Source organism: Pelagicoccus sp. SDUM812005 (genome assembly GCF_031127875.1).
Classification (GTDB): domain Bacteria; phylum Verrucomicrobiota; class Verrucomicrobiia; order Opitutales; family Opitutaceae; genus Pelagicoccus.
Genome location: NZ_JARXIA010000023.1, coordinates 75744 through 101111 on the forward strand (window position 1 = coordinate 75744; position 25368 = coordinate 101111).

The 25368-nt window shown below is 55.5% G+C and carries 12 protein-coding genes; 2 read left to right on the forward strand and 10 right to left on the reverse strand.

The features are described from left to right. Positions 1-219 precede the first annotated feature (219 nt). Together QEH57_RS21685 and QEH57_RS21690 are read left to right on the forward strand one after the other, a co-directional pair. On the forward strand, positions 220-2283 hold the full coding sequence (locus QEH57_RS21685; RefSeq protein ID WP_309008889.1) for a hypothetical protein: 2064 nt from the start codon (positions 220-222) through the stop codon (positions 2281-2283). 5 nt (positions 2284-2288) lie between these two features. Further along, entirely contained in the window at positions 2289-2951 is a 663-nt protein-coding gene (locus QEH57_RS21690; RefSeq protein ID WP_309008890.1) for a response regulator transcription factor, read from the forward strand. 49 nt (positions 2952-3000) lie between these two features. Here the strand turns inward: QEH57_RS21690 and QEH57_RS21695 are convergent, their stop codons facing one another. From QEH57_RS21695 to QEH57_RS21740, 10 genes are all read right to left on the reverse strand, one after another. Beyond that, entirely contained in the window at positions 3001-4971 is a 1971-nt protein-coding gene (locus tag QEH57_RS21695) for a polysaccharide lyase family 8 super-sandwich domain-containing protein (RefSeq protein WP_309008891.1), read from the reverse strand. 10 nt (positions 4972-4981) lie between these two features. Then, on the reverse strand, positions 4982-6463 hold the full coding sequence (locus tag QEH57_RS21700) for a glycosyl hydrolase family 28 protein (RefSeq protein ID WP_309008892.1): 1482 nt from the start codon (positions 6461-6463) through the stop codon (positions 4982-4984). 136 nt (positions 6464-6599) lie between these two features. Beyond that, on the reverse strand, positions 6600-8489 hold the full coding sequence (locus QEH57_RS21705) for a sulfatase (RefSeq protein ID WP_309008893.1): 1890 nt from the start codon (positions 8487-8489) through the stop codon (positions 6600-6602). Between the two features lie 111 nt (positions 8490-8600). Continuing rightward, a complete protein-coding gene (locus QEH57_RS21710) occupies positions 8601-11006 on the reverse strand; it encodes a hypothetical protein (RefSeq protein WP_309008894.1) in 2406 nt (801 codons plus the stop codon). Positions 11007-11026: 20 nt separating this feature from the next. Beyond that, the gene (locus QEH57_RS21715) at positions 11027-12571 is read right to left on the reverse strand and encodes a sulfatase-like hydrolase/transferase (protein WP_309008895.1); all 1545 of its coding nucleotides are present in this window, start codon (positions 12569-12571) and stop codon (positions 11027-11029) included. A gap of 337 nt (positions 12572-12908) precedes the next feature. Continuing rightward, positions 12909-16556: a hypothetical protein gene (locus tag QEH57_RS21720; protein WP_309008896.1), complete on the reverse strand. Its 3648-nt coding sequence runs from the start codon at positions 16554-16556 to the stop codon at positions 12909-12911. A gap of 557 nt (positions 16557-17113) precedes the next feature. Continuing rightward, the gene (locus QEH57_RS21725) at positions 17114-17236 is read right to left on the reverse strand and encodes a hypothetical protein (RefSeq protein WP_309008897.1); all 123 of its coding nucleotides are present in this window, start codon (positions 17234-17236) and stop codon (positions 17114-17116) included. A 112-nt stretch (positions 17237-17348) separates the two neighbouring features. Then, positions 17349-18179 (reverse strand): DUF1080 domain-containing protein, encoded by an 831-nt coding sequence (locus QEH57_RS21730; protein ID WP_309008898.1) that lies wholly within the window; start codon positions 18177-18179, stop codon positions 17349-17351. Positions 18180-18410: 231 nt separating this feature from the next. Next, positions 18411-22061: a hypothetical protein gene (locus QEH57_RS21735; RefSeq protein WP_309008899.1), complete on the reverse strand. Its 3651-nt coding sequence runs from the start codon at positions 22059-22061 to the stop codon at positions 18411-18413. Between the two features lie 569 nt (positions 22062-22630). Further along, the gene (locus tag QEH57_RS21740) at positions 22631-25075 is read right to left on the reverse strand and encodes a glycoside hydrolase N-terminal domain-containing protein (RefSeq protein ID WP_309008900.1); all 2445 of its coding nucleotides are present in this window, start codon (positions 25073-25075) and stop codon (positions 22631-22633) included. Between the last annotated feature and the right edge of the window lie 293 nt (positions 25076-25368).

Sequence of the window (25368 nt, forward strand, 5' to 3'; positions counted from 1 at the left end):
GTTTGTAGGAGGCTTCCAACGAAAAGCCGGGAACCTCGACCCTTTAGAACGCGACCGTCTCGCTTTTTCCCTCCACAAAGCGCCCCAGCAGCCCCAGGCTGCATCATACATATATACGATTCCTAGAACCTCAAATCCCAGTAAACTTCCCGTCGTTCGCCGACCAACAAAAAGGGTGCCCGACCATCCCCCCCAAAAAAAGAGGCTTTCCATTTTTTCATGCACCCATTTCCACGTCCGCCCGACCCCCATCGCCCATGCCACTCGAAGCCCATCCAACAATTTCGAAGCAAGCGGCAACCGTCGTCACCGCTACGACGCCTGCGGCCCCTCCTAGCCCTGCTCGGCCTGCTCTTCCTCGGCGCCGAAGCCCAACCGGCCCACGGAGCCTCCGCCGCGGACCTAGAACTCAGGATCAAGCAAATCGACGAGGAGCTCGGGCAGCTCGCGGAATACAGCCTGCGCTCCGGAGTCGGCCCTGTCGGCTACCGCTCCAAAGCCCATACCGAAGCGGAATCGCCCGAATGGATCCAAATCGACCTGCAAGACGTCGCCACCATCGACCAGATCGTCCTCGTTCCCACCATCTGGCGCGGCAAGAAGAGCGGCCTGCATGCGGACGGCTTCCCTATCGAGTTCCAGATCAAAGCGGGCATCGCCCCCGACAGCCACGGCCAAGTCATCGCCACCTTTCAAGCCTCCGACTCTAGGCTGCCGCGCATCGCTCCCCTGCTCGTCCCCATCGACCCCATCGAGGCCTCTTGGGTACGCCTGGAAGCGAGCGTGCTTTCTCCCAGGATTTGGGACGGACTCTACATCCTTCAGCTCTCGGAGTTTCTGGTCTTCAGCGGAGAAGAAAACGTAGCCCTGCACCAGCCCGTCATCACGCCGACCCTCTCCCAAGCTCTCACCTCCTCGCGCAGCAGGGAGTACCTCGTCGACGGCTTCGTTCCCTACGTCATGGACGGTCCCCAAGTCGAACAGAGCCTCGCATTCACCACCTTCACCGGCATCACCCCAACCCCCATCCTCACCATCGACCTCGGCGAAACCGTACCCATAAACCGTATACACCTGCACGGTCCCGACCTGAGCGACACCATCCCCCAAGCCCTGCCGGACGACTACGGTATCGCCCGCCACTGGCTCGCCGAAGGCGCCACGCACGCGGATTTCTCCGACGCGACTCCACTTTTCGAATACAAGATGAACTCCATCTACGACGTAGGCCCCATCATCATGTGGCGATTTCCCGAAAAAGTGGCCCGCTACGTGCGCCTCGTCGCTCTCAAGCCCTACCTCGGCAAAGACCACCTTGGCGAAGGCCCGCAGATCGCCCTCGCCGAAATCGAGGTCTTCTCCCAAGGGAAAAACGTAGCCGTCGGAAAGACGACCACCGCAAACTTCAACCGGATCCCGCGAGAACGAAGCCTGCTCTCCCTCACCGATGGACGAAACTTCTACGGCGAGATCCTGCCCGTTCGCGAATGGATGGAACAGCTGGCCAAGCGACACGACCTCGAAACCGAACGCCCGCTCATCCTCGCCAAACTCAACGAGCACTACGCCGCCCAAAGCCGCAACCTGAAGCGCATGGGCTGGCTCGCCGCAGCCCTCACCGTCGGCATCATCATCACCATCCTCGTCGACCGCATGCTGCGCATGCGCGAGATTGCCAGCATCCGCGAACGCTTCGCGGCCGACCTGCACGACGAGCTCGGAGCGAACATCCACACCATCGGACTGCTCGGCGACGTCGCCCTCAAGTCGCTCCACGATCCGGAGCGCCTGCAAACGGTGCTCGAACGCAACCGCCGACTCACCGAGCGCACCGGGACCGCCGTGCGGCACTGCATCAACCTCCAAGAAGCCAAAGGCCTCTACGGCAGCCTCCCCGACGACATGGAGCGTACCGCCCGTCGCATCCTCACCGAGATCCGCTACGAGATAAAGATCGAGGGCGAGAAGCACCTCGCCGCCCTCAAGCCCAAGGAACGCACCGACTTGCTGCTCTTCTACAAGGAAGCCCTCGTCAACACCAGCCGCCACGCCGACGCCACCTTCTGCGAAATTCGCCTCGTGGCCACCGACAAGCAAATTACGCTGAGCATCCTAGACAACGGAAGAGGCATTCCCAACTCCCTCATCAACGACAGCCCCAACTCCCTGAAACGCCGCGCCAAGCTGCTCGGAGCAAAGACAACCACCGAACTCGCCCCCGAAGGCGGCACTCTCGTACGCCTGAACTACCGCCTAGGACTCTTCCGCTTCCTGAAAAAGTAAACGCTATGACAGATACAATCAAAGTAATGATGGTCGAAGACCATCCCGACTATCGCGAAGGCATCGAGCTCGCCCTCGAGACCGAAGAACGCATCGAATTGAAAAACACCTACAGCACTGCGGAAGCAGCTCTCCAAGCCCTGCAAGATCCAGCCAAGCACCCCGGGCCCGACGTCCTCCTGCTCGACCTGAACCTGCCGGGCATCTCCGGCCTCGAGGCCATTCGCTGGATCAAGGAATACTCGCCGAAAACGAAGATCATCGTGCTCACCCAATCCGACCAACAGGCGGACATCATGAAAGCGATCAAATCGGGAGCCTCCGGCTACCTCCTCAAATCGTCCAGCCTTTCGCAGATCACCAGCGCCATCCAAACCGTGACCGACGGCGGCGCCTCCATCGACCCCAAGATGGCCACCTACATCCTCGAAAGCTTCCGCACGCAGCCGCCGAAGCTCAGCATCGAAAACACCTTAACCAAACGAGAAATCGAGGTGCTCGAGCTCCTCAGCAAAGGGCTGCTCAAAAAGCAGATTTCCGAAAAGCTCGGCATCAGCAACGCCACCGTCTCCACCCACGTCAGCCACATCTACGAAAAGCTGGAAGTGCAAAACGCCCCCGCCGCCATCTCCACCGCATTCCAAGCCGGCATCCTCCCCGTCAAGTAACGCCGCCAGCAGCGCCCTCGCCCAGCCGATCGCGCCACCGCCTCTTCCTTTACCTTGCCTCGACCTGACGTCCGCGTTCCGCTCCCGGCGGCAAGTTCGCTCGGTACGCCTTTCCCTCCACCTGCACCGTCAAGGCCTGAAGCGAATGGGTCGGATCGGAAACCAGCAGCCGCCCTCCTTCGAAAACGAGGAGACAAGGGCCATCCGCCGCGACCTCTCCCCAGCTTCGGGTCTCGATCCCTCCCGCTTCGTAGAACACCGCGTAAAGCGACCCCTCGTGCTCGACCGCCTGCACCTCCGGGGAATTGGCCAGCACGCGGCTCGTCCCCGCCGCGCCCAACGCTTGGGCGCTCTCGAGCGAAAGCTCCGGATAAACGCGATACGCGTAGCTACCGCCATGAGGCGACTTTCCATGGTCTATCCAAATACTGAATACGTCGCCGGATTCCGGCCGATCCCCACGCGTCGGAAAGCTTTCCTTCCAATTGCCCTGCACTCGCTCCGACAAGACTTCGGGCTCCCCGTCAAGAAACTCGTAGCCAATCCCATTGTGCCATACCCAGCGCCCCTCTTGCTTCACAGCTCCGCTGCGACGCGATTGCTCGACCGAAGTAAACACCGGCCCGATCGTTTCCCCGCGAATCCCCGCCCCCAAACAAAAGATACGATCACCCAAAAAGAACCACGCCTTCCGCGCCTCCAACCCTCCGCGCTTGTAGACCATCGCCGCCATCCCCGTTTCGCCAGCTCCCAGCACCCCTGAAAAATCGGAGCCGCCAAAGCCGTCCAAAGTGGCAGGCGTCAGGTCCACCAAGCCTTGATCGCAGCTGGTCCCTGGAAGCCGCCTCCAGTCCCAAAGCGGAACCAAGTCCTCGTACTCGTCTCCATCGACGTAGGTCAGCAGCACCCCGTCGCCGAGATGCAAGCCCAGCATGTTCTCCTCGTTGCAAGACTCCGAACCGATCACTCGCGTCGACGACAGCTTCACCGAAGCATACCAATCGGGCCGACGCTGCACTGCCATTTCCGATCGCCAAAACGGATTGAAGCCCACGAAGCCGCTCCCGCGCCGCTCCATCGAATCGATACGCAACTGGTAGCCATCCCTGAAATCCGGATCGATCGCCTTCATCCGCTCCAGCTGCCGCCGGATCGAGCGAGCCTTGGCCAGCTGGCTTCCCTCGTCCAGATGGCGCCCGCAACCGCTGAGATCCATCCTGCCCTTCCACAAGATCCACGACGGCCCCTCCAGCAGGTAGTTCCGCAGCACCTCCAGCGATTCGCCAGCCAGGGCGAATTCCGTTCCGCGCAGCACCGATGCCCACTGCACCATGTCGACGCCAAACGAATCCCCGTAATTCCCAAACTGCTGCTGAGGCCCGTGCTGATGAAAGCTCCAGTCCGGCTGGATTCCCTCTCCCGTCGATACCCTCAACTCCGACCAAACCTCCGCCACGGCTCGATCCAGCAATTCCCGATCGCCGTAGAGCACGCCCTTCATGATTCCGATCCCCGCGCACCAAACTTTGTTCTGCCCAGTCAGCCCCAATTCGCTGCGATACAAAATCCGCCGCGCCGCCTCCAGCATCTCCTGCGGGACCGCATCCCCCATGAGCAACAGAGCGCTTCCCAAGCGGTAGGGCACCCCGATGCGCCCATTGTACCAGTTCGGGTTTTGGTAGTCGTTGCGTATCCAATGATCCAAGCCGCTCAACACCGCCCGCTTCATCGCCTCGTCCCCGAACCAGGGCGATTCCCGATCCGAAAAAGCGGCCGCCATGTCCTTCAAGCGATCCAGGTGCGTCCGCGTCGGCCACTCCCCGCGTCGTTGGCTCGCGTAGTCGATGTCCGGCCACGTACCCATTTCTCCAATACTTGCCAAGTACTCCTCCAAAGCAGGCTCGGCCAACGCCGCCTGCCCAAAATACTCCACGAACTGCCTTCGGATAAGCTGCTCCCCAGCTCCCACCACCGAAGCGACAAGGGAAGCGCCCACGAGAACGAGCAAAACGCATTTCATAGAACCACCTCTACTTGAAACGCACATCTTCTACAAACTCGTTCATCATGACATTGCCCGCTTCCACCTTACGTCCGTCGAGTATCACGTTATCGAATACGACTCCTTCCACGGTGTGCTCCGAATCGAACCCGACCAGCTCGATGCTGGCATGATCCTTGATCACATACGGTTTCCAATCCGTACCGTCCTGAAAACCTTCCAAGGTAGGATCGATAGGAGCCGAAGTCGCCGTGATATTCTGGAACAGCACGTTGCGAATATTCCCACGCTCCGGCGTTTTCGTCCAACGCGTCGTGCCAATCCAACACGAGATCAAACGACGCGCCTCCTCGATGCGGATGTTTCGAAACGTGACATCGCTGATCGTCGCGTCGTCGCAATGATAAACCCGCAAGGCCGTTTCCCGCCCGACGTCGTGGATCACGTCGCAATCCTCGAACAACACATTGCTCACATCCTCACGCACTTCCGCACCGATGCTCAGCGCGTGGGCCAGCTCGTTCCAAAGCACGCAGTTGCGCACGTGAATGTTCTTCGACTCGCCCTGTCCCGTGCGCGACTTGACCACCACCAAATCGTCCAGCGTTCTCAAGAAGCAGTTTTCGACGAGCACATCCTGGCTGCTGGAAATATCCACCCCATCCGAATTCCCGCGCCAGCCGATGATCTTGATATTGTCCACATGGATGTCCTTCGAGCGCTTGATCGGAACCGTCCAACGGCTCGGGTCCAGAAAGGTAACGCCTTCGATCGTCACGTTTTCCGAATCGCCGACATAGAGCGAATAGCGCCGCTTCGGCCGCGGGATAGCCCCCTGCTCGATGATGCCCCGACCGCGAAACTCTATGTTCTTGCCGCTCAGCATAAAGGTGGGGAGGTACATGGTCCTCAGGCCCACCTGCCCTTCCTCCTCGCTCGCGTCCATGCCCCCGCGAATGTAGGCCCCGCCCGCGACGTAGACCGTCGTGTCGTCCCCTACCGCAAGGTGCGTCAGTTCGTGCACGCCCGGACCGAAGTAGATCACGTTCGGGTCATCCGGATCGGGAACGTTCTCCTCCATCGGATTGGCAAAAATGTGCAGCGACTCGTGCCAATCTCCATTGATCTCCACCGTCACCTGCCTCGGCCCATCGATCGAAAGCGCCACTGTCTTTCCATGCACCTTCGGCACGATCCCATAGGACGTCGGCAAAACCTTGATCGAGCTTACCGGCTCCGAACACTCGATCTTCACCTCCACCTTGCCCTGCAAATCAAAGGACGCGAACGACGCGAACGCAAAGGCGCTCGGGTCCCGAGTCAGGCGAGGGATCGGCCCCGCCGGAGGAATCTTGGCCTTGTAGACCGGCACCTCCTCTCCGGCCACTTGGACGGCGAAAACCTGCGAAAGCTCGATCCCGTCCGGGGCAGGATAAACCTTCACTCGCTCTTGAGCGCAAAGAACAGAAAGGCCCGCTAAGGCAACTACGAGGGTAAGCAACGTTTTCATAGGGGTGGCCAAAGCCCCATGAAACCAAAGCCCCGCCCAAAGCGGGAGCCCTTCTCGGGTTACATTGGTGAGCGCCCCCGCGAGCAGCTCACGCAGCTCAAGCAGCTAGCCTCTTCGCCCCGAAAAGCCCGCCCAGCTACTCCGCGGCAAGGGCAGTGTAGGTATAGGTCTTCTGCTTGCCCCCTTTCACTGCCTTTTGCTCCGCATCCGGGTAGCTAACCAGGAAATTGTTCTCATCGATCAGATTCAGGTAAAAGTGTGTCGTACCTTGCGGCAGCGTTGCCGAGACTTTACCCCCAGCGTGAACCTTAGCCGGCGTGCGAAACCATTCTTCGTAGCGCTCCAAGCCATTGAGGGTATAAATCAAATCGGCCCGCACGACCTTCGCGCCCCTTTCCGCAAACGAAACCTCGACCTTTCTCCCCTTCATTTCGTGCCCCACGACCTCGCAGATCGCCTCCTTGCCCGGCAGCTCTCCTCGGTAGGCCGGATTGAAGTACGGCAAGCTCGCCTTCATTTCGGTCAACATCTCGCTAAGCTTCGCATCCATTCGCTGGGCCCTCTCCGGCATGAGGGCTGCCAGATTCCGAGCTTCCTCGATATCGGCCCGGTTCGCGGTCCCGCCATCGGTCCGATACAGGCGATAGAGCTCCAGCTCCTCCGTGCCCGGATTGGCGACATGGTCGAAATTTCTCACCAACTTATAGTCCCCCACTCGGATCGCCGCTTCCATCGCGCCGCCCCCATGGGGAAAATGCCACATCATCGTATCGCGAACCGATCCATCCGCTTCGCGCACTAAGCGAGCATCCTGCGGGTCCTCCGTCAAAAGCGGCAAAATATCGCAGCCGTCCAGGCTCTTTCCCACTGGCTTCTCTACTCCCGTCATCGCCAAGATCGTCGGATAGAAATCGAGCCCGTTCGCCATCACGTCAGTTTGAACGCCTTCAGGGATTCCCGGCCCCCTTACGATCAAAGGCACCCGTACGCCGCCTTCCATAGCGGAAATCTTTCCGCGATCCAAAGGGTAGTTATCGGTGTACCGCTCCTTCGGTCCGCCCTCCATGCCTCCGTTGTCGGAAGTGAATATCAAATAGGTGTTCTCGCTCAGCTTGTGCCCCGGCCAACGTGGATCCTCCGTCTGGTCCAGGTAATCGAAGACCGTGCCTAAATAGTAGTCCAACTCCGCCACCATCGCTGCGTAAAACGGGTTAATCTGCCCTTCCTGCTCTCTCGTAGGCGTCACGCTCGGATCCACGCCCATCTTGGCAGCGTACTTGTCCAACAACTCCTTCGAGCGGGTATGGATAGGCGCGTGCACCAACCAGGTCGCGTAGTACAGAAAGAAGGGATCCGCCTTGTGCTCGCGAAGGAAGGTCAAGGCGTCCTCGTTGTTCTGATGAAAGGGATATCCGTTTTCGTCGAGTCGATAGGGATCGCCCTCCCGATCGCTCGCGAAATCCTTGAGCCGGTCCTTCATTCCGGAACGCGCTCCGCGATCGGACCGCGTCCAGTCGAAGCCGAGATCCTCTGGCTGCGGGTAGGCATTGTGGCTAATCGCAATGTGCCATTTTCCGGCGTGCCCCGTCGTGTATCCATTTTGTTGCAACACGCGAGCAATGGTCAGCTCATCCGCGGGCATGCGACCACTGTACCAAGGCGATATCACGCGAGCTCCCGTCTTGTGGTACGGCACCGGAGGAGCCCCGCCGACCACGTGCGTCTTCTGGGCCCGCGCCGGATGGTCGCCGCTCAAAATGGCTGCCCGACTCGGAGCGCAGGTGGGCGCCGGCGAATAGCCCTGCCAGAACATCACTCCCGTTTTCGCCAAGGCATCGAGCCGAGGCGTCTCGTAAGGGGTCGGCTCGTCGATATCGTAGCAACCTACGTCCTGCCATCCGAGATCGTCGACCAGGATGAGGACCACGTTCGGCTTCGCCGGACGGCCGTCCTCAACCGAGCAGGAGGAGGATACGAATGACAAAGCGCCCAACAGGGCGCAAAAAAAGGAGGGTTTGATTTTCATTGGCTGCAATATCGGTAACGAACGAACAAGGGTATCGCGACAATTTACCGCGAACTACGAAATCACCCCATCCCTCGTTTGGAGGGTAAGGGTCGCTCAAGGATGGATTCGCTAAGGGTGTCGCCTCGCCTTCTCTTCGTAGAACTTGTGACCGGGAAGCCGCACCGTTCGCTTGCTGTATCCAAAAAGGTTGCAGTCTTCCCCTTCCACCTGACTCGCTTGGATGCTCAGGTCCACTTGCTCCAACTCCTTGCCGGCGAGAAGCGCCGTACTGCCTTTCGCCAGCGAGATGCGAATCAAGCCGCCTTCCTCGACCGAAACGTCATCAGGACTGGCCAACTCTCCATCGATGTAAATTTTCGGCTCCGCGATATCGGTTTTCACCCAACACGGAGATCCGATTAAACTCTCAATACTCACAAACTCGGTCCGCCCGTCTACCCGCTTGGCGCTCACCAAAAACGCTCCTTGAGTACGGTATCGGTGAAAGGCTACATCTCCCCAGTTCGAGGGAGTTGCGGGAAAGACGCGGATCGTGCCGCCCCAACTTTGCAGCAGCATGTCATGCACGCTGGTTGCAAACGAAAGCGGGCTCTCGATCACCGGATTCCCTTCCGCATACATGGTAGTGGTGGATACGTTTCGATGCTTGATCAAAAAATCGAGATAATAGTAAGCCCTCTCCGCGTCCCCTAACATGGCATACATCGAAGCGGCTCCCGTCGCCGTGTAGCCCGTCACCTGCATGGCTGAGCTTTTTGTATTCTTTTGGTTGATACTAACGTCCAACCAATGATCCAAGGTGGTCCTAAGCAAAGTTGCTCCGGCCGACGTATCCGGCGTCAGAACCGCCAAGGGATAAAACGGCAACAAATGGGAGTAGTGCCGATGCGGATGATCGAAAGGAATATCCTTCCCGATCCTCAACCCGTTTTCATCGACCTGGAAATCGACCAGATTGTCTAAGATGCGACGCCACTCCGGGACAAGCGGATCCTTGAGACCGTGCTCCTGGTCGATATCCAACAAGGTTTGGCAGCTCCAGCGAATCAGTCCAATGGTGAAGTTGATGTCCTGACCGCGCCCGCCGGGATACTCGGGCGACCAGCTTCGCTTGATGTGGATCTTTCCGTCCTCCGCTTCCACAGGGTTCTCTCGCAAGTAATGCCGGTAGCTGTTTACCGCCATCTTCAGGAGCGGAAAGAGCTTGTCCCTCATGCGTTCCCTATCCCCCGCAAACTCGCAGTGCAGCCAGTAGTTGTTCAGTATCCAAACCAGCATGTCAGGCACATTTGCTCCGGCATGGGCGATCATGTCCTGCGGAAACAGGGCAGCCAGATTCGCGCTATCCTCCCAATGGTCCGGCACGTTGCGGGCTAGGTTTCCGATGTACTTGTCCAAATTGTTAGGCAACGACTCCCCCACCGCTAAACGATTCGCCGTTAGATGGGTCCAATACTGGAGCTGCACGTTCAGGTCTCCCCAGACCATTGGCCAAAAGGTTTTGTGGTACCAGGGCCCCATCAAATCCATGATCGGCCCGTTTCCACGCGTGGCCGAGGCGAACTTGTACATCTGTATCCAATAAAAGGATTCCTTCTGAGGGTCGTCGAAGGTCACGAAACTCAGCGGATAGTAGTCGTGCCACCACTGACGATGGCTAGAACGGAAGCTCCCCTTCTTCAAGAGAGCTCCCGCTGCCCTCAGGTTCTTCACCGCAGTCGCCAAACTATCATGCGCGGGAAAGCTATGATGAATACTCGCAGTGAAAACCTGCTTCCCAGCAGGCTCTCCGGAAAGCTTCCAGGCCGTAGTCGTTTCGCCGCGACCGTCGTGAAGTATCTGGCGACAAAAGCGATATCCATCCGCTTCGCCCTTCTCAGGAGCGGGAGGCATAGGCAACGGAGCCGTCCTCATCCTGTCCCAAGTTCCACCCTTCGGACCACCACCCGCATCCAAGGATTCCCGCACGGGCGGCATCGGTTCCGCCGGAATCCAACGCATAGAGATTCCCTCGCCGTCCTTAGCGTCGATTTCGAAATAGATAACGTCCTCGAGACTGTGCGACAAACCTCGAATCTCATAGGAGCCACGCTCCGTCTCAATCGTTCCCCGCAGCTCCGCATTCCAAAGGTCCAATCGCAAATCCGCTCCTATAATATCACCTTTCGACTCGATCGCGAAACGCCCCAAAGGCAGACGACCCCGGTAGATCCATAAATTTTCATGCCCTTCGTGCGGTAAGCGATGATCGTAGTAGTCATGCCGCCCCGCATGGATAGAAATCACGTTCCTCTTTTCTTCGACTCCCTGGTAGAAAAGGAACCCCACATTTCCATTTCCTGAATACGGAGCCATTTCCCAACGCGGAGGAACCCGATCCCACACCATATCGTGCCTTTGCATAAAGTCCTCGTAATCGACGTCCAACTTCACTGCGGCAGCCTCCAAGCCAACGATGCTCGCGACCCAAAGCGAAACGGACAGCAACGACTTCACTATGATACGTATTTTCATTTTAACTACAAGTTATTCGATTATTGAGCCAATTCAGTAACCAACTCCTGACAGCGTTCACGATAGTAGGCCAATCGACTGGCATACTCGGGATTCCCGACAAGGTTCACCTGCTCGTGAGGATCCTCATCGAGATTGAACAATTCTTCGTAAATGGGTTTCTCGCCCTCGATCGAGGCATCCGGCAGGTACGCCATTCGATCGTTCTCTTTAGAAAAATACCGAATATATTTATATTCAGCCCCTCTGACCGCTTCCATGCGCGGATAGCCTTGATCCGTAAAGAGGTTCTCGCAAAAAACCTCCTTACGCCACTCGATCTTCCTTCCCTCGATCAACGGCACCAGACTTTCGCCTTGGTAAGTATCCGGAACCGGCAATCCGCACAGTTCCAAAATCGTGGCCGGCAGGTCCTGGCCCACGACAAGCGCTTCCACAACCCGGCCACGATCTCCCTCCGAGAAACGAGGCGAGTAAAAGATCATCGGGATCCGAATCGACTCCTCGTAAAGGAACGTCTTCCCGCCCAGCCCGTGTTCTCCCAGCAACAGGCCATGATCGGATGCGAAGACAATAATGGTATCATCCGCCACGCCAAGCGTCTGCAAGTCCTCCCTCAGCTTTCCCACGAAGTTGTCAATCGCCGTTACCGCCCGAGACATACGCGTCATTTTCTCGACCAGCCTCTTCTCGTGCAAATTCTGATAGTACCCCATCAGCTCATCCTGCTTGAATACGTTCTCAGGAAGGGAAACCGGATTCGGATAGTCGATCGGTAGCGGCTGCTTATCACGAACCTCGTTGTAGAGCTCGCGATACATATCCGGATCGCTCTCCTTGCCGCCCATCCCGCCGATACTCGCTTCGTGCGGCAGGTTGAAATTGATCGAGAGGCAAAAGGGACGGTTCTCGTCACGACGCTCCAAAAAATCCTTTAGCGAGGCATCCGCGTTCTCGAAAAAGTAATCCTTGCCGTCCTCGGTACGCAGAAACGCCTCCGTCGCCTCGTAAAGCCCTTCCACTTGGCTGGAATTCTTCAGATTCGAAAACTCCTTCTTGCGATGCAGATCAAAGCCGAGATGCCCCGTCGCCATGTAACAGAAGTCGATATTCTCCTTCATGTAGCTCAGCCGCTCTTTCTGCGGGCCAACCGTCACATGATTCTTGCCGATGTATCCCGTAAAATACCCCGCCGCTTTTAGCTGCATAATCCAGCTCTTGTCGAAAATCGCATGCGGCATCGGATTTTTGGATACATAGAAAAATCCGTTCCGATTCTTGCGCTCCCACTGGCCGCTCAAGAAGTTCGCCCGGCTCGGACCGCAGATGGGACTCGTGATGAACGCGTTTCGGAAAAACACCCCCTCCTCGGCAAGCCGGTCGATATGCGGCGTCTTCGTCACCGGATGCCCCGTCATGCTCAAGGAATCGAAACGCTGGTCATCGGTTTTGATGAAGATGACGTTTGGCTTCGTTTCAGCCTGAACGGTACCTGCGCCCACCGACCGAGACAAGCTACTCCAAGCAGCAATACAGACAACGAACAGGGTAAAAGGCAGTCTCATAAGGGAATACTTCTGGTTGGGATAAAAACAAAGTTCTGACAGATGCCTGGCCTGAACCAATGCGGGCACCGACTTCCAGCAGCCTTTCAGAGAAGCGCACCAGGACAGAGAGCGCTTCGCGACTTCGAAAGGGCCGAAAGCAAGCCGGCTACAGCTCACCAACACGCCAATCTACCTGAAACGGAAAACGACGACTACCCTGCATACAGATGGTTTTTACTGATTCCTCATCCGCCGCCTTCGGAAGCCCCCCTCCGCAAAAAGGGTCGCTTCCTGAGAAGCGACCCCACTGCGTGGCAGTGCACGTGGTCCTCTAAAACGAGGACGACCTGAATGCCTAGAACTCGAAGGTGTTTCGCAGAATGATCTGACGCGGAGCGGGCACGGAAGCGCGAGCGACGGAACCATCCGGCTGGAATTGGGCAGGAAGCGGATCGTTATCGGCGAAGGCGTTGCGCACGTTCAACTGCACCTTCCAATTCACGCGATCCCCAGAGATCTTGCGACTGTAGCCAGCCCAGAAATCGAAGTACTCTCGCGAATCGTCATAGTGCGGCTTGTCCGGATCCGGATACGGAGTGCCTGTTTCAGGATCTTCGATCAACTCGAAGCCGAGAGCTCCCTCGCTTTGATAGCGATAGGCCCCACCCACATTCAATCCCTTGAAACGACCATCGGAGAACTTGTAGTTCGTAATGAAGTTCGCCCGGTACTCTCTGACCTTGGGATCTTCCGTTCCTTCAAGGGCCTTGCCATAAAGGTAGAGCTGCCCACCCCACGAGTTGCCAAAGTACTTACCATACAATGCATTCGTTCCGTATTTATCGGTACGCGGCGTATCTTCCAGGAAGTTGCCGCTGTTGCGGTAGTACTCGATCTCGATCACTTCGCCATCAGGCGTAACAGTATCGTCCACCTTATCGAGCGCCGCTGCGTAGCGACGTCCGAACTCCCCGATGCGAGCATAGCTGTTCGATATAATCGAGGACTGCTGAGTCGCGTTGAACGCGATGCGCCAATTCTTGGTCGGGTTGAAGGTCAACTCAATCTCCTTGCCCTCCGCCTCGAGATCGATCGTATCCTTCAAGACGTAATATAAATCCGAACCGAGAACCCACGAATCATCCGATTCGCCAGGAGCGGAAGATGGAGTATAAGAGTAGCGAGTAACCTCTTTCATGAACGGAGTAACCAATTCACCCCAAGCCGCGTGAAGCTGATGTAGCTGCGCGAGCGACATCGGATTGTTTCCTTGCTTCGAATCGATGATGCCGTCTCCAGCGATGCCCTCAGGTTCGCCATCATCGTTTAAACCGTCGTCAACAGTGGGATCGTCGAATTGGCCGTCCATATCCCAATCCCAATCATCGAGTTCACGACGCGTATCGCGATAGATATTCATCATCGCCTGCGAGGCGACAACTCCGTATCCGAAACCAGCGCCAGCTCCAGCGCCACTTCCTAGGTTCGTAGAATTGCCCTTATAGGCGTTGAAGCGAATGCTAAACCGATCCGTAGAGTAGGTGACGCCGTAGTCCTTGGTGCTACCGTCGGAAGGAGGGGTCAGATTACCATCGATATCGAAACCGTCTGGGCTCGGCGTGAAGTTGCTCGAGTCGCCGTAGTGCAACGCCATGGTATGGCCTTCCGGCAGAAAATTGTTCGGCACCTTCAAAACAAGGCCGTAGGCGAAGTTCGAACCTCCTGAGGTACGCGCTTCCGTGTCATCAAGATTGAATACATCTGGAGAAACCAGAGAAACATTCACCTCGTCCTTAGGTGGGCTTGAATTGAGGTAGTTTTCTACCTCATCGTCGCGCCAACCGAGATTCGCCACGAGCAAGTCGTTGAAGAAAAAGCTCTGCAGGTTGATCGCCCAAGAATCGACGTTCGTCTGCTCCAACTTCGCGTTCTGGGCGCGCATTTCGTACCAGAATTCCGTTTCGTCCGGGAACTCGTCGCCCCTGACCGACCGGTAGTTAGCATCCGTGGCAGGATCGCCGACGTTCCAGAAGAGCGCCTTCAGCTTATGGTCCGGAGTCGCTCGGGAGAGAGCGAGATTACCGGGAACCGAAGTCATTTGGAAGTCGGCCATGGAGAAATTCGGATCGCTCCAAGCATCCAACTGCTGCGGTCCGAGATAGATGATCGAGCGAGCGCGGCGATTGTTGCCCTGCACGTTTGTATCATCGACATGGAAGGCAACGTCCCCTCCTTCAGAGCCCATCGTGTATCCAATCGTCGACTTAAACTCCTCCGAGCTATCGAGAAGGCCAGTAAGAGTATGACGTCCCAGCAGCTTGCCCAAAGGGCTATCGAATTTCTCTTCGAAGTCGACTTTAGCGAACGCTGTCGCGCGCATCGTCTCGCGAGTGGAAGGAGCATAGGTCCGAGTCGGGACGCCCGTATAGATATACAAGCGACCAAAGTTCGGATTGGGCTGCCCCATCGGCAAGGTCTCGTTCACGTCAAAAGTGAGACGTGGGTTGCCGATTGAAATATAGCTTTCGCGATCGAAGTGCTGCTTATCGAAACCGAGCTCGATACCGTAGTCGCCACTATCGGACAACATTTCGAAGGATACATTCGAACGATCGAAATCGAAATTCGTGAAGTCGAGGCCGCCGCTGATCAGGTTCGTGCGCCAGTCAAAGACGTCGTAGTTGGTCAGGCCTTGGTCAGACCAGTTCACGAAACCTCCGTTCGAGCCAAGATTGCGATAGCCTGGAGGGCCAGTGAAGATCGAGTTTCGACTGCCTCTCACAAAGCCATCGTCCGCGTCGAAGGTAGGATTACCGTTGATCCATTCGCCTCTGGTTTGCAGCGCGAACGCCCAGGTCGGATGGCCATCTGCGGTTTCAGTGCCATCAAACACAGGGGTCCAGCCTCTACCGACAGGAGCGCCTGTAGAGTTGCCCCAAGTACGAATTCCAACCCCGTTGTCATCCAGGCCGAGGTAGTTGTGCCAGGACAACGAATCGCCATCCATGGCGTTGATGGTCTCGATGGCATTGACCCACATACGGCCCGTGGGGTTCTCCTCCGTCTTAGGCCAAACGATCGGCGTATCGCGCGGATCATTCAGGAAAGTCGACAAATTCTCCAGAGGACCAAGCCGATTAGCCGGATTAGAGACGATGTTTCCATTTTCGAAATTACCTTTGATGGTAATCTTCTTTTCGGAAAACGGCTTATAGGTGAACGCCACGAAATTCCGCTGCGTATCCTTCATGGCCGGCTTCTGCGTGTATTCTTCTTCGTTGAAAAGAGTCGCTACGCGTACAGCCAACTGGTCCTCGATCAGAACCTTGTTGTGGTTAATCGATGCACGCATCGAATGATTGTCCTCGAAGTTCTCCGTCGACAATTGAAATTCGAACTTGGTGCTGTCGCGACTCAGGGAAGCGGTATTCGTACTACGATTTACGATACCGCCCGGAGAGCCCAAGCCGAAAAGGAAGGAGTTCGCGCCGCGATTGATATCAACGCGTCCGGAAATGTATGAGTCAAAGGGGATCTCGGTCACATAGTAGTCAACCGTACGCGTCGCACGACCAAGACCACGAATATTCGTGCCGCCCATCGGAACCTGACGAGAGTCGCTGTTCCCGATCTCCAGCTGAGCATCTCGCTGCGTATCCATATAATCGCTACCACGCCCTACCGCATCGGCATTTGTCGCATACAGCAAGACTTCATCCATCCCCGTCGCCCCGACATCCTCGAGAAACTCGGAAGTCATGACTTGCACGGACGTCGCGACATCGGAGAGCTGCGTCTTCAAGCGCCCACCTGCCAAGGTTGAATTAGCGCGATATCCGTCGTCATCAGCGCCGTCGACCGTGAAGGGAGACAATTCGAAAACCTCCTCTTCGCCATCATCGTCCTGGGCGTAGCCGATATTTCCTCCGGCTAGCGCAGCACCTGCAAATGCAGATGCGCATAAGGCGTTTAGCCCTTTTTTGTAGTTTGTTATGGGTATCATTATTAGTCGCTTGTTGAGCTAAGGGATATAGACTTTAGGACAAAGCCCTCCCAACTCTTACCAAACGTTCGACGCGACTCGTCACGCCTCTTGCTCGTCAAACAAGCGGAGCTCTCCCAAATATGGGATAGCCAGGCACATCAAACAGGGAAAACGGTGACTCGATCGAACTCGTCAGCCGCTTCAATCCATAGCCAATATAGGATGCATTCGAATCGCTGGGGAATATCGTAGGCGGTAAGAAGAAAAGGTTGGGGTATTTGTCGTTACAGAGAAAGCAGTTTGAACTGCTTCTTCGAGCCGATCAGAGGTCCGACCCTAAAAACAGAAACTGCTGAGACATCATACTGCCCCAGATCAAGATTTCCTCCTATCATGCGTTTGAATGACTTAACCGCTTTTTCCAAAAAAATAAGACGAATACCCTATCATCGCTCTCTTTCGACGCTAGGAATCACTGAAGGGAAACACCCCCCTTCAAGAAAGCTGCAGGCGAAAGCGGGCCGAAGGAGTCGCCGCCGGAGGGCTGATCGCTCCAGAGATACGCGGCGAGGTGGCTAAGGGCTCAAGATCACCTTGAAGCTCAGCTCTTCTCCCTTGCGCATCCGCAGCTCGCGGTAAGCCTCCCCGTAGCTCGATTTCTCGAAGCGGTCCGAAGCCTCGCTTACCAGCTCGTTCACCGCAGCAGCGAAACTGAGCGTGAACGCGCACTCCCGCCGCGCCACAACGGCTCGCCCCTACCTCACCAAACTGAGCCGCGACAGAATCCGGACTGCGTATCCAACCCTACCGTCACTTCAAGAATGTCTCCATCGGCACGATCTCGTCGTACTCTTTGATCTCGATATTTCGATAGAAGATCTCAGCGGTCTCCGACTGAAAGCCGATAATTCCTTCGCTCGGCTGCACCGAGGTCGCCATATTGACGACTTCGCCATTGAGTTTGTGAATCACGTAATCGCCTCCCATGACGATGATCTCGCACCGGTTCCACTTACCGTCGAGAGCATGATGGTTCTCGGTCGGGCTCGCAAAGTGCAGCCAGCCTCCTACCTCCATCGGCTCCCCTCCCTTATGAGGATGCAAAAAGCTTTTTCCGTCTTCAGCAGGGTACCAGAGGTAGCCGGCTCCCTTCGGCCGTATCAAGTCTCCCGTGTGGTTACGCCCCTTGGTGTGGTCATAGCGGATCTGATACTCGATACCCACCGGCCAAACCGTATCGTCCGTCACATGATAATACACGCCAGCGTCGTACTGCCACCTGCCAAAATTGTTAGCGATCCTCTCACCCCACTTGTATTCAAATCTCAAAACATACTTGCTGTAAGACTTCTTGGTGTAGAATAGCCCGTGCGTATCGTTCTCGCCTGTATCCAACTTGTACTCGGCCGGAAAACTATCGTCGAAGACATGGATCATGCCCTTTTCGATAGCGAAGACCCGCTTAGCCATCTCCGCATCACCGCTACGAATCTTCAAATAGAGTCCGTCGAAATTCTCTCCGTTGAACAAAGGCACGAAGCCCTCCTCCGCTTGAGAATTCGGGATCAGGCTGCCAAAGCCAATTACGCCACACCATACGAGCAGGCGGCCAAGCCCTTCTCTCAAGAATCTAATCGTCATTAATCTCATCCTATCACCAAAAGTTAATACCAGGTACCATCCAATTAGAGGGTAGGCAGCAGAAATCCAGTTAACGAGGTTCGAGCGTCCATGGCATGGGAAAGAGCAGGACCACGGAACACCATCTCATATCTCTCTTCCGGCATACACACTGCATCGGGTCACGAAAACCAAAAGGCCACTTCCTGCAGTGGAAGCGGCCTCGAATATGAGGTCAAAATCGCAATCGACCTAAAAACTGAACGAGTTTCTGAGCATAATTTCCCGAGGAGAGGGATACATCGTACTCGCTACGCTTGCGTCCGGTTGGAACTGAACAGGAATCGGATCCTTTTCGGCAAAGAGATTTCGTACATTCAACTGAACCTTCCATCTCACCTTATCATTGAAGACCTTCTTACCATAGCTTACCCAAAGATCGAAATACTCCCGGCCTTCATCATAATACGGCTGCGTCGGATCTGGGTATACTGTACCCGTGTTCTCATCAACCGTAGACCCGTATCCGATAGCCGCTTTGCTCTGATAACGATAGGCACCTCCGATTCCGACCCCTTTAAACCGACCGTCCCTGAAGGAATAGTTAGCAACCAAATTGGCACGATACTTTCGAGCCGACGGATCCTCCGTCCCTTCCAAGGCCTTGTTGAAGAAGTAATTTTGCCCGCCGTACTGGTTAGATATATACCGTCCCCATATAGCTTGCGGATGCCACTTATCTTCGTAGATCGGAGTAGTGAGCCTGCCAAAATTCCGAACATTAGCCATCCAAGGATGCTCGTCGAAAATCGCTAAATATTCCTCGAAGTATTTAGTCGTGTTCGGAGCTAGATTCGAGCGAACGGTAGACTGCTTAGAAGCATTAAACGAAAGCCGTAGGCTATCGCTTACGTTGTAGGTCATCTCTAGTTCCCATCCTTTCGCTGCGAGATCCGCTGTGTCAGTGAGAACTGAATACAACTCCGGCCCAGCAGAAGTGCTAGGATTTCCACCATTATTATCCTCTCGCGTATTGAGAACCGGTTTAGTTGTCTCTAGAACCCATGGGGTAACGAACTCCTGACCGACGATCTCGATTTGATGCATCTGCTCGAGGCTGATCACGTTTTCCGTACCATAGATGTGTTCAGTACGATCATCCTTTCCGTTGTTAGCGATTCCCTGCGGATTGCCGGAATTGTCAACTCCGTCGTCTCGCGTGATATCGTCAAAGACATAGTCCCGATTCGCATCGTAGGTTTCCATTTCATCCCAAGAGTTGCGGTACCAGTTCAGCATCGTCTGAGATGTCGCGACACGATAGCCTCCTACGACAGGCCCGTAATACGCATCGCTCACCGACCCCTCATAATAGTTGATACGGGCATTGAACCGACTTCCGACGTTAACAGTCACTCCAATGTCCCGAGAACTACCAGATGAACTGTTCAAAAGCTCGCCGTAATGATTGTATCCAGCAGGGCTAGGTTCGAAATTGTCCGACTCTCCATAGTGAAAGGAAACAGAGGTGCCTTCAGGAGTCCAACGCTGCGGCACCTTCAGGACCAGACCGTAGGCAAAGTTTTCGGCTGTCATCAGCTCCTTTTCGGTATTGTCGAAGTTGAATACAGCAGGATCGTGAATCGCGGAACCGTCCTCCGACTTCGGGACTGAAGTGTTCCACAACCGATACACTTCATCCTCGCGATAGCCAAGATTGGCGACGAAATGTTCGTCGAGAAAGAAACTCTGCAAGTTGATCGCTCGCGAGGATGCGTCTCGATTCTCCAATTGCCCACTCTGAGGAATAAACGGAGTCGTGTAACGGGTCGTATCAGGATGCTCGTGCTCCACCGTCCCGATGACATCCCCATTGTCGTCAAGTATCTCCTGACCACCTGTCAGGTCGTCTCGCGAAGCCTCGACAGCAGGGTCGCCCACATTCCAATAACGCACTGTCGTTTCGTAGCCGTCTGGCAAATGCGTCAAATTGTAATGAGAGGGAACCCGTCCGATATCGAAATCGGAGAGCTGAAAATCTGGGTTCGTCCAGGCTTCCATGTTCGCTTCACCAAGATAGATGAAGGCTTTGGTGCGGCGACTGTTACCGATGGCATCGGTTTGCGTATCCGTATGAAATTCAACATCGCCTCCGTAAGATCCCATCACCCAACCAAGTCGCTTCCGGTCCATCTCGTTCTCATCCAACATGGCCGTCGCCGTATGCCGCCCCAGCCAACGCAGAGGCCCATTATCGAAGCGTTCTTCGAAATCGAATTTTGCGAATGCGGTAGCGCGAAAGCTCTCCCGTTCTATGGTTTCGATCCGCTTCTCAGGCGTAGACGTGTAAATATACACGCGTCCAAAGTTGGGATTCACAGATCCATCAACAGGCAGAGTTTCATTCACATCCAAGGTGATTCGAGGCCGCCCGGCGCCAATGAAATTGTTATTCTCCCAATCTTGATGATTATATCCTAAAACAACTCCATATTTACCACTATCGGACAGAAACTCGATTTCTAAGTTCTCCTTTTCGAAATCATGCCCGTAGTAATCCATATTACCACTTATCAAGTTCTTTCGAAAATCGAAAAGAGAATAGTCCAACAAACCTTGATCGGCATATCGCGGGTACTCCGACAATATATTCCCGTAGCTTATCGGACCGTAAACCGCCACCGTACTATTCACGCGAGTTCCACCATTCCCGTCTCCATCCGGATCTAGGTACGGATTCCCCGTGTAATACTGCCCCGCTATATTGGTCTGATAGGCCCAGGTTGGATACCCTTCAGGGGAAACCGAATCGTCAAAAACAAGGTTCCATCCAGTCCCCACCGGAGCGCCCGTCGGATTATTAATGTAAGGAATCTCTGTACCATCCTCACTGTACCCCAACATGTTAGGGGCATCGTCTCTTATCGCCTGGAAGGCGTCGACCCACATCCGCCCAGTTGGATTCTCCGATGTTTTTTGCCAAACGTTCCCGATTGGGTCATTCAGGAAAGTAGACAAGTTTTCAGCAGGCCCCAGGCGATCCACCGGCGTCGCATCAATATTCCCTTTCTCGAAATTGGCTCGAACATTTAGGTTCTTTTCAGCGAAGGGCTTGTAGTTAAAAGCTACAAAATTCCGCTGAGTATCCTTTCCAGCAGGGCGCTGGATATACTCTTCCTCCTCAAAGAGAGTGGCTACGCGTATAGCTAACTTGTCTTCAATAAGGACTCGGTTCGCGTTCAGAGAGGTCCGCCATGACTCGTTGTTCTCGAAGTTCTCAGTCGATAGCTCGAAACGAATATCCGTAGAATCGGTGAAGCTCGCCTGAGTAGTGGTCGAATTAACTATTCCAGCAGGTGACCCTAAGCCGAAAAGAAAAGAATTCGCGCCGCGATTAATGTCAACACGACCCGAAATATACGAATCAAACGGAATTTCACTCTGATAGTAATCTACAGTGCGAGTGGCGTGCCCCAGCGCTCGAACATTCGTAATAGAACTAGGATTCGTCCTGGTCTCTCCAGATCCCAAAGAACCGCTCGTCCCCTCCGTCACGCCGAGGTAGTCACTCCCAGAACCAATAGCATCGGTTCCCGTCGTATAAATAAGAACTTCGTCGAGACTGTTTGCTCCAACGTCGTTCAGGAAGTCGGAAGTAATAGCTTGAACCGACGTTGCAAGATCCGACAACTTCGAGTTCATTCGACCTCCAGCCAAAGTCTCGTTCGAGTAATATCCGTTGTCACGGCTGCCGTCCACCGTAAAAGGAGACAGTTCGAAGACCTCCTCTTCGACATCGTCGTCTTGCGAATAGCCGACGCTGCTGCCTGCTAGAGCAGCACCTGCAAATGCAGATGCGCATAAGGCGTTTAGCCCTTTTTTGTAGTTTGTTATGGGTATCATTGTTAGTCGTTTCGTAAGATAAGTAATATAGACTTATGAACAAAACCCGCCCGATCCTCACACAATCGTTCGATACCACTCCTCTCGCCTCTCCCGAACCAGGCTAGTGAACGCATTTCAAACAATGGAATAGCAAGGGTACACAAGCTGCAATAAAAGGATGAAAGCTGAAACTCTTTCGAATTTTCCAGCTAGGCCATTCCTTTTCCAATACAGGATGCAAGCGAACAGCAGGGGCAATATCGTAGGCGGTAAGAAGAATAGGGTTGGGGTATTTGTCGTTAAAGAGAAAGCAGTTCAATGCTTTCCTAGGCCGACCAAAGGTCTAAACCCAAAAACAAAAACTGCCGAGAACGCATACTGCCTCAGATCACGACTTCCTCCAATCATGCGTTTGAATGACTCTGCCGCTTTTTCCCGCAAAATAAGACAATTACCCTAACATCGCTCTCTTTCGACGCTGGGAATCACTGAAGGGAAACACCGCCTCCTAGGAATGCTGCAGGCGAAAGCGGCCGAAGGAGTCGCCGCCGGAGGGCTGATCGCTCCAGTGATACGCGGCGAGGAGACTAACGGCTCAAGATCACCTTGAAGCTCAGCTCTTCTCCCTTGCCCATCCGCAGCTCGCGGTAAGCCTCCCCGTAGCTCGATTTCTCGAAGCGGTCCGAAGCCTCGCTTACCAGCTCGTCCACCGCGGCAGGGAAACTGAGCGTGAACGCGCTATCCCGCTCCGCCACGAGCCTGACCTCCACGCTCCTCCGCTCCCAATCCCAGCGGGCCGACGTTCGAATTCCCGCTCGCGTCAGGACATCGCGAAACTCCCCTTCCGGCCATGCCTCCGGCAAGGCTGGCAACAGGCGAAGCATTTTAGCGCTCCCACCGCAGAGCATTTCCAAAATCGCCGCCGGAATACCGAAATTTGCATCCATCTGGAACGGGGCCGTGCGCCCCCAAGTCACCGGCAGCGTAACGCCCATATCCCTCCAATCGTTGTGGTAGGTAAACAGATTTTGGCCCAAGCAACTCCGCGCCAGAATATCCAGCGCCTCGAAGGCCTTCTCTCCATCGCTCAAGCGGGCGTAGACGTTAGCCATATGGGCCAAGGACCAGCCGGTCTGCGACTTGAGCCCGATGCGTAAACGCTTCTCGATCGCAACCTTGCTCGCTTCATAGAGCTCAGGCGTGGCCTCCCGCGATAATTCCTGCCCCGGAAACAACGGATAGATATGCGACTGGTGACGGTGCTCGTAGTTGTCCTTGAAATCTGGATGCAGCCACTCCTTCAAAGCGCCGTCCTCGTTCACGTCGTAAGCCGGCATCGACGCCAGCAAGGTCTTCCAACGCGGCACTGCCTGCTCCTCGATCCCCAGATGCTGGCAAGCGGCAATCAAGTTCCCCAAGACCTCCTTCGAAATCGCAACCGCAATGGTCGAATTGATCTGAACCTTAATCTTGGTCTCGCGCCCCGTACGCGGATCCCGAAGCACCTTGTCCGCAGGCTGGTTTTCCGGCGACTGGGACGGGAAGAACAGGTTCACCCCGCGCTCGTCCTTCACGATGAAATCCTCGTAGAAAGCAGCCACTTCCTTCATGAAGGGAACCGCCCGATCGCGCAGGAACGCTTCGTCTCCCGTAAACAAGTAGTAGTCGTAATAGAACGACGCCAGCCACCCCGCCGCATCCGTCCAGTAGATGACGTGCGGAGCGGTGTGCCGCATGATACCGCTATCCGGCGACATAAAGGGCGGAATATAGATCCCGTCGCATCCGTACAGCTGCCGCGCATTGTAGCGAAACTCATCCAGGTGCGCGTCGAAGAAATCGAAGAACGCCATCATCGAGTCTTTCAGATCCCCCGGCAAGGCCTGCCAATAACTCATCTGCAGGTTCTCGTTGATTCCATACAGGGAACTCCAGGGCGGACGGTAGTCGCCATTCCAGATGCCTTGCAAGTTGGCAGGATTCCCCCCGTCCCGACTGCTCGAAACCAAGAGGTAACGCCCATAGTCGAACAACTTCTGCATCAACTCCGCGGAAGCTTCCCCGCGGTACGCGTCGAGCAACAAGTACTCATTGGGCGTATCCATTTTTCCTGACCGATTCAGATCGACCCGTACCGAATTGAACTTCTCCCGGTGAATCCGCACGTGCGCCGACAGGAGTCGCTCGTACGACTCTCCCTTCTCCAAAAGACTTCGCTTAAGACGAGGAATGGCTCCCTCCGCGTCCTCGTTCGCAAAAAAGCCAAGCACGACCAATACGGAATCGGCATCTTCAAAACGAATGCGTCCGCCCTGCTTTTCCAAATTAGCATAGGAGAGCTCGGCTCCGCGCAGCGGGCGATTCTCCGCCTTGACCTCGCCGCCGCGCACCAGCACGCGAGCCACCCCGCCAAACTCGCCCCCGTCGGATCCCGTTGCTCGAAACTCCAGAAACGATCCCTCCGCCGCCGTCTTGAAACGGAAGCCCGGATCGAAGGACTCCCCGTTTTGCAAAATAGCGTCCTCCAGGTCGTGGATATCCAAAGCGATTTCGCCGCTCACTGCTCCGGAGCGATCCGCGGCAATACTGTATACAGCCACGTCGTCAGCGGCCGAAACGAACAGGCGCCGCAGGTAACGCGTATCCCCGTCCCGCCAAACCACGGCAACTTCTCCCGTCTCGAAATCGAGCCTGCGCTCGTAGTCGGCAAACATTCGCTCGCTATCCATAGACAACAGCAAATCGAAAGCCGGATGATATACCGCGTTCCGCGCCTCGAAGCCCTTTTCCCGAAGCGTTTCGCGATAATGGGAGTTCGCCTTCAAGTAGTCCCCTTCCAGCATGTAGCGACGCACCACGGCGAGCTCCTCGCTCATGTCGGGGATGTCCGCAGTCTTCCCCCCATACCAAAGCTTGTTGTGGTTGAAGAGGATCCGCTCCTTGGCAATGGACCCGTAAACCAAGGCCCCCACCTCGCCGTTTCCAGACGGCAAGCCCTCCCGCCACTGGGCGGCCGGCGTGACCATGGTCATGCCTCTCTCATAAGCGACAGCCGAACTTCCCAAAGAAAAGCAGGCCGAAGCGAAACACACGATACGGAGTATATAAATCGGGGAACGCAACATAGGAACGCCAAAGTACCACAAGCCCTTTCCGGCGCCCATCATACGTTTACACGGTATAGACGGAAGGCGCAGCAGTCGCTACGCCTCCCCTATAAAAGCGACTATAGCATTTTTCGTTTGATCATTCGCATAAGGTAGGGCGGGACCGCCGGGCACGCCGCGTTTCCCTCATCACACAGTACGACTAACTAAACGAAAAA

What these genes read in the sequence shown, in the direction of transcription:
- QEH57_RS21685 (WP_309008889.1), top strand. Translation starts at nt 220, where the DNA reads ATGCACCCATTTCCACGTCCGCCCGACCCCCATCGCCCATGCCACTCG.
- QEH57_RS21690 (WP_309008890.1), top strand. Translation starts at nt 2,289, where the DNA reads ATGACAGATACAATCAAAGTAATGATGGTCGAAGACCATCCCGACTAT.
- QEH57_RS21695 (WP_309008891.1), bottom strand. Translation starts at nt 4,971, where the DNA reads ATGAAATGCGTTTTGCTCGTTCTCGTGGGCGCTTCCCTTGTCGCTTCG.
- QEH57_RS21700 (WP_309008892.1), bottom strand. Translation starts at nt 6,463, where the DNA reads ATGAAAACGTTGCTTACCCTCGTAGTTGCCTTAGCGGGCCTTTCTGTT.
- QEH57_RS21705 (WP_309008893.1), bottom strand. Translation starts at nt 8,489, where the DNA reads ATGAAAATCAAACCCTCCTTTTTTTGCGCCCTGTTGGGCGCTTTGTCA.
- QEH57_RS21710 (WP_309008894.1), bottom strand. Translation starts at nt 11,006, where the DNA reads ATGAAAATACGTATCATAGTGAAGTCGTTGCTGTCCGTTTCGCTTTGG.
- QEH57_RS21715 (WP_309008895.1), bottom strand. Translation starts at nt 12,571, where the DNA reads ATGAGACTGCCTTTTACCCTGTTCGTTGTCTGTATTGCTGCTTGGAGT.
- QEH57_RS21720 (WP_309008896.1), bottom strand. Translation starts at nt 16,556, where the DNA reads ATGATACCCATAACAAACTACAAAAAAGGGCTAAACGCCTTATGCGCA.
- QEH57_RS21730 (WP_309008898.1), bottom strand. Translation starts at nt 18,179, where the DNA reads ATGACGATTAGATTCTTGAGAGAAGGGCTTGGCCGCCTGCTCGTATGG.
- QEH57_RS21735 (WP_309008899.1), bottom strand. Translation starts at nt 22,061, where the DNA reads ATGATACCCATAACAAACTACAAAAAAGGGCTAAACGCCTTATGCGCA.
- QEH57_RS21740 (WP_309008900.1), bottom strand. Translation starts at nt 25,075, where the DNA reads ATGACCATGGTCACGCCGGCCGCCCAGTGGCGGGAGGGCTTGCCGTCT.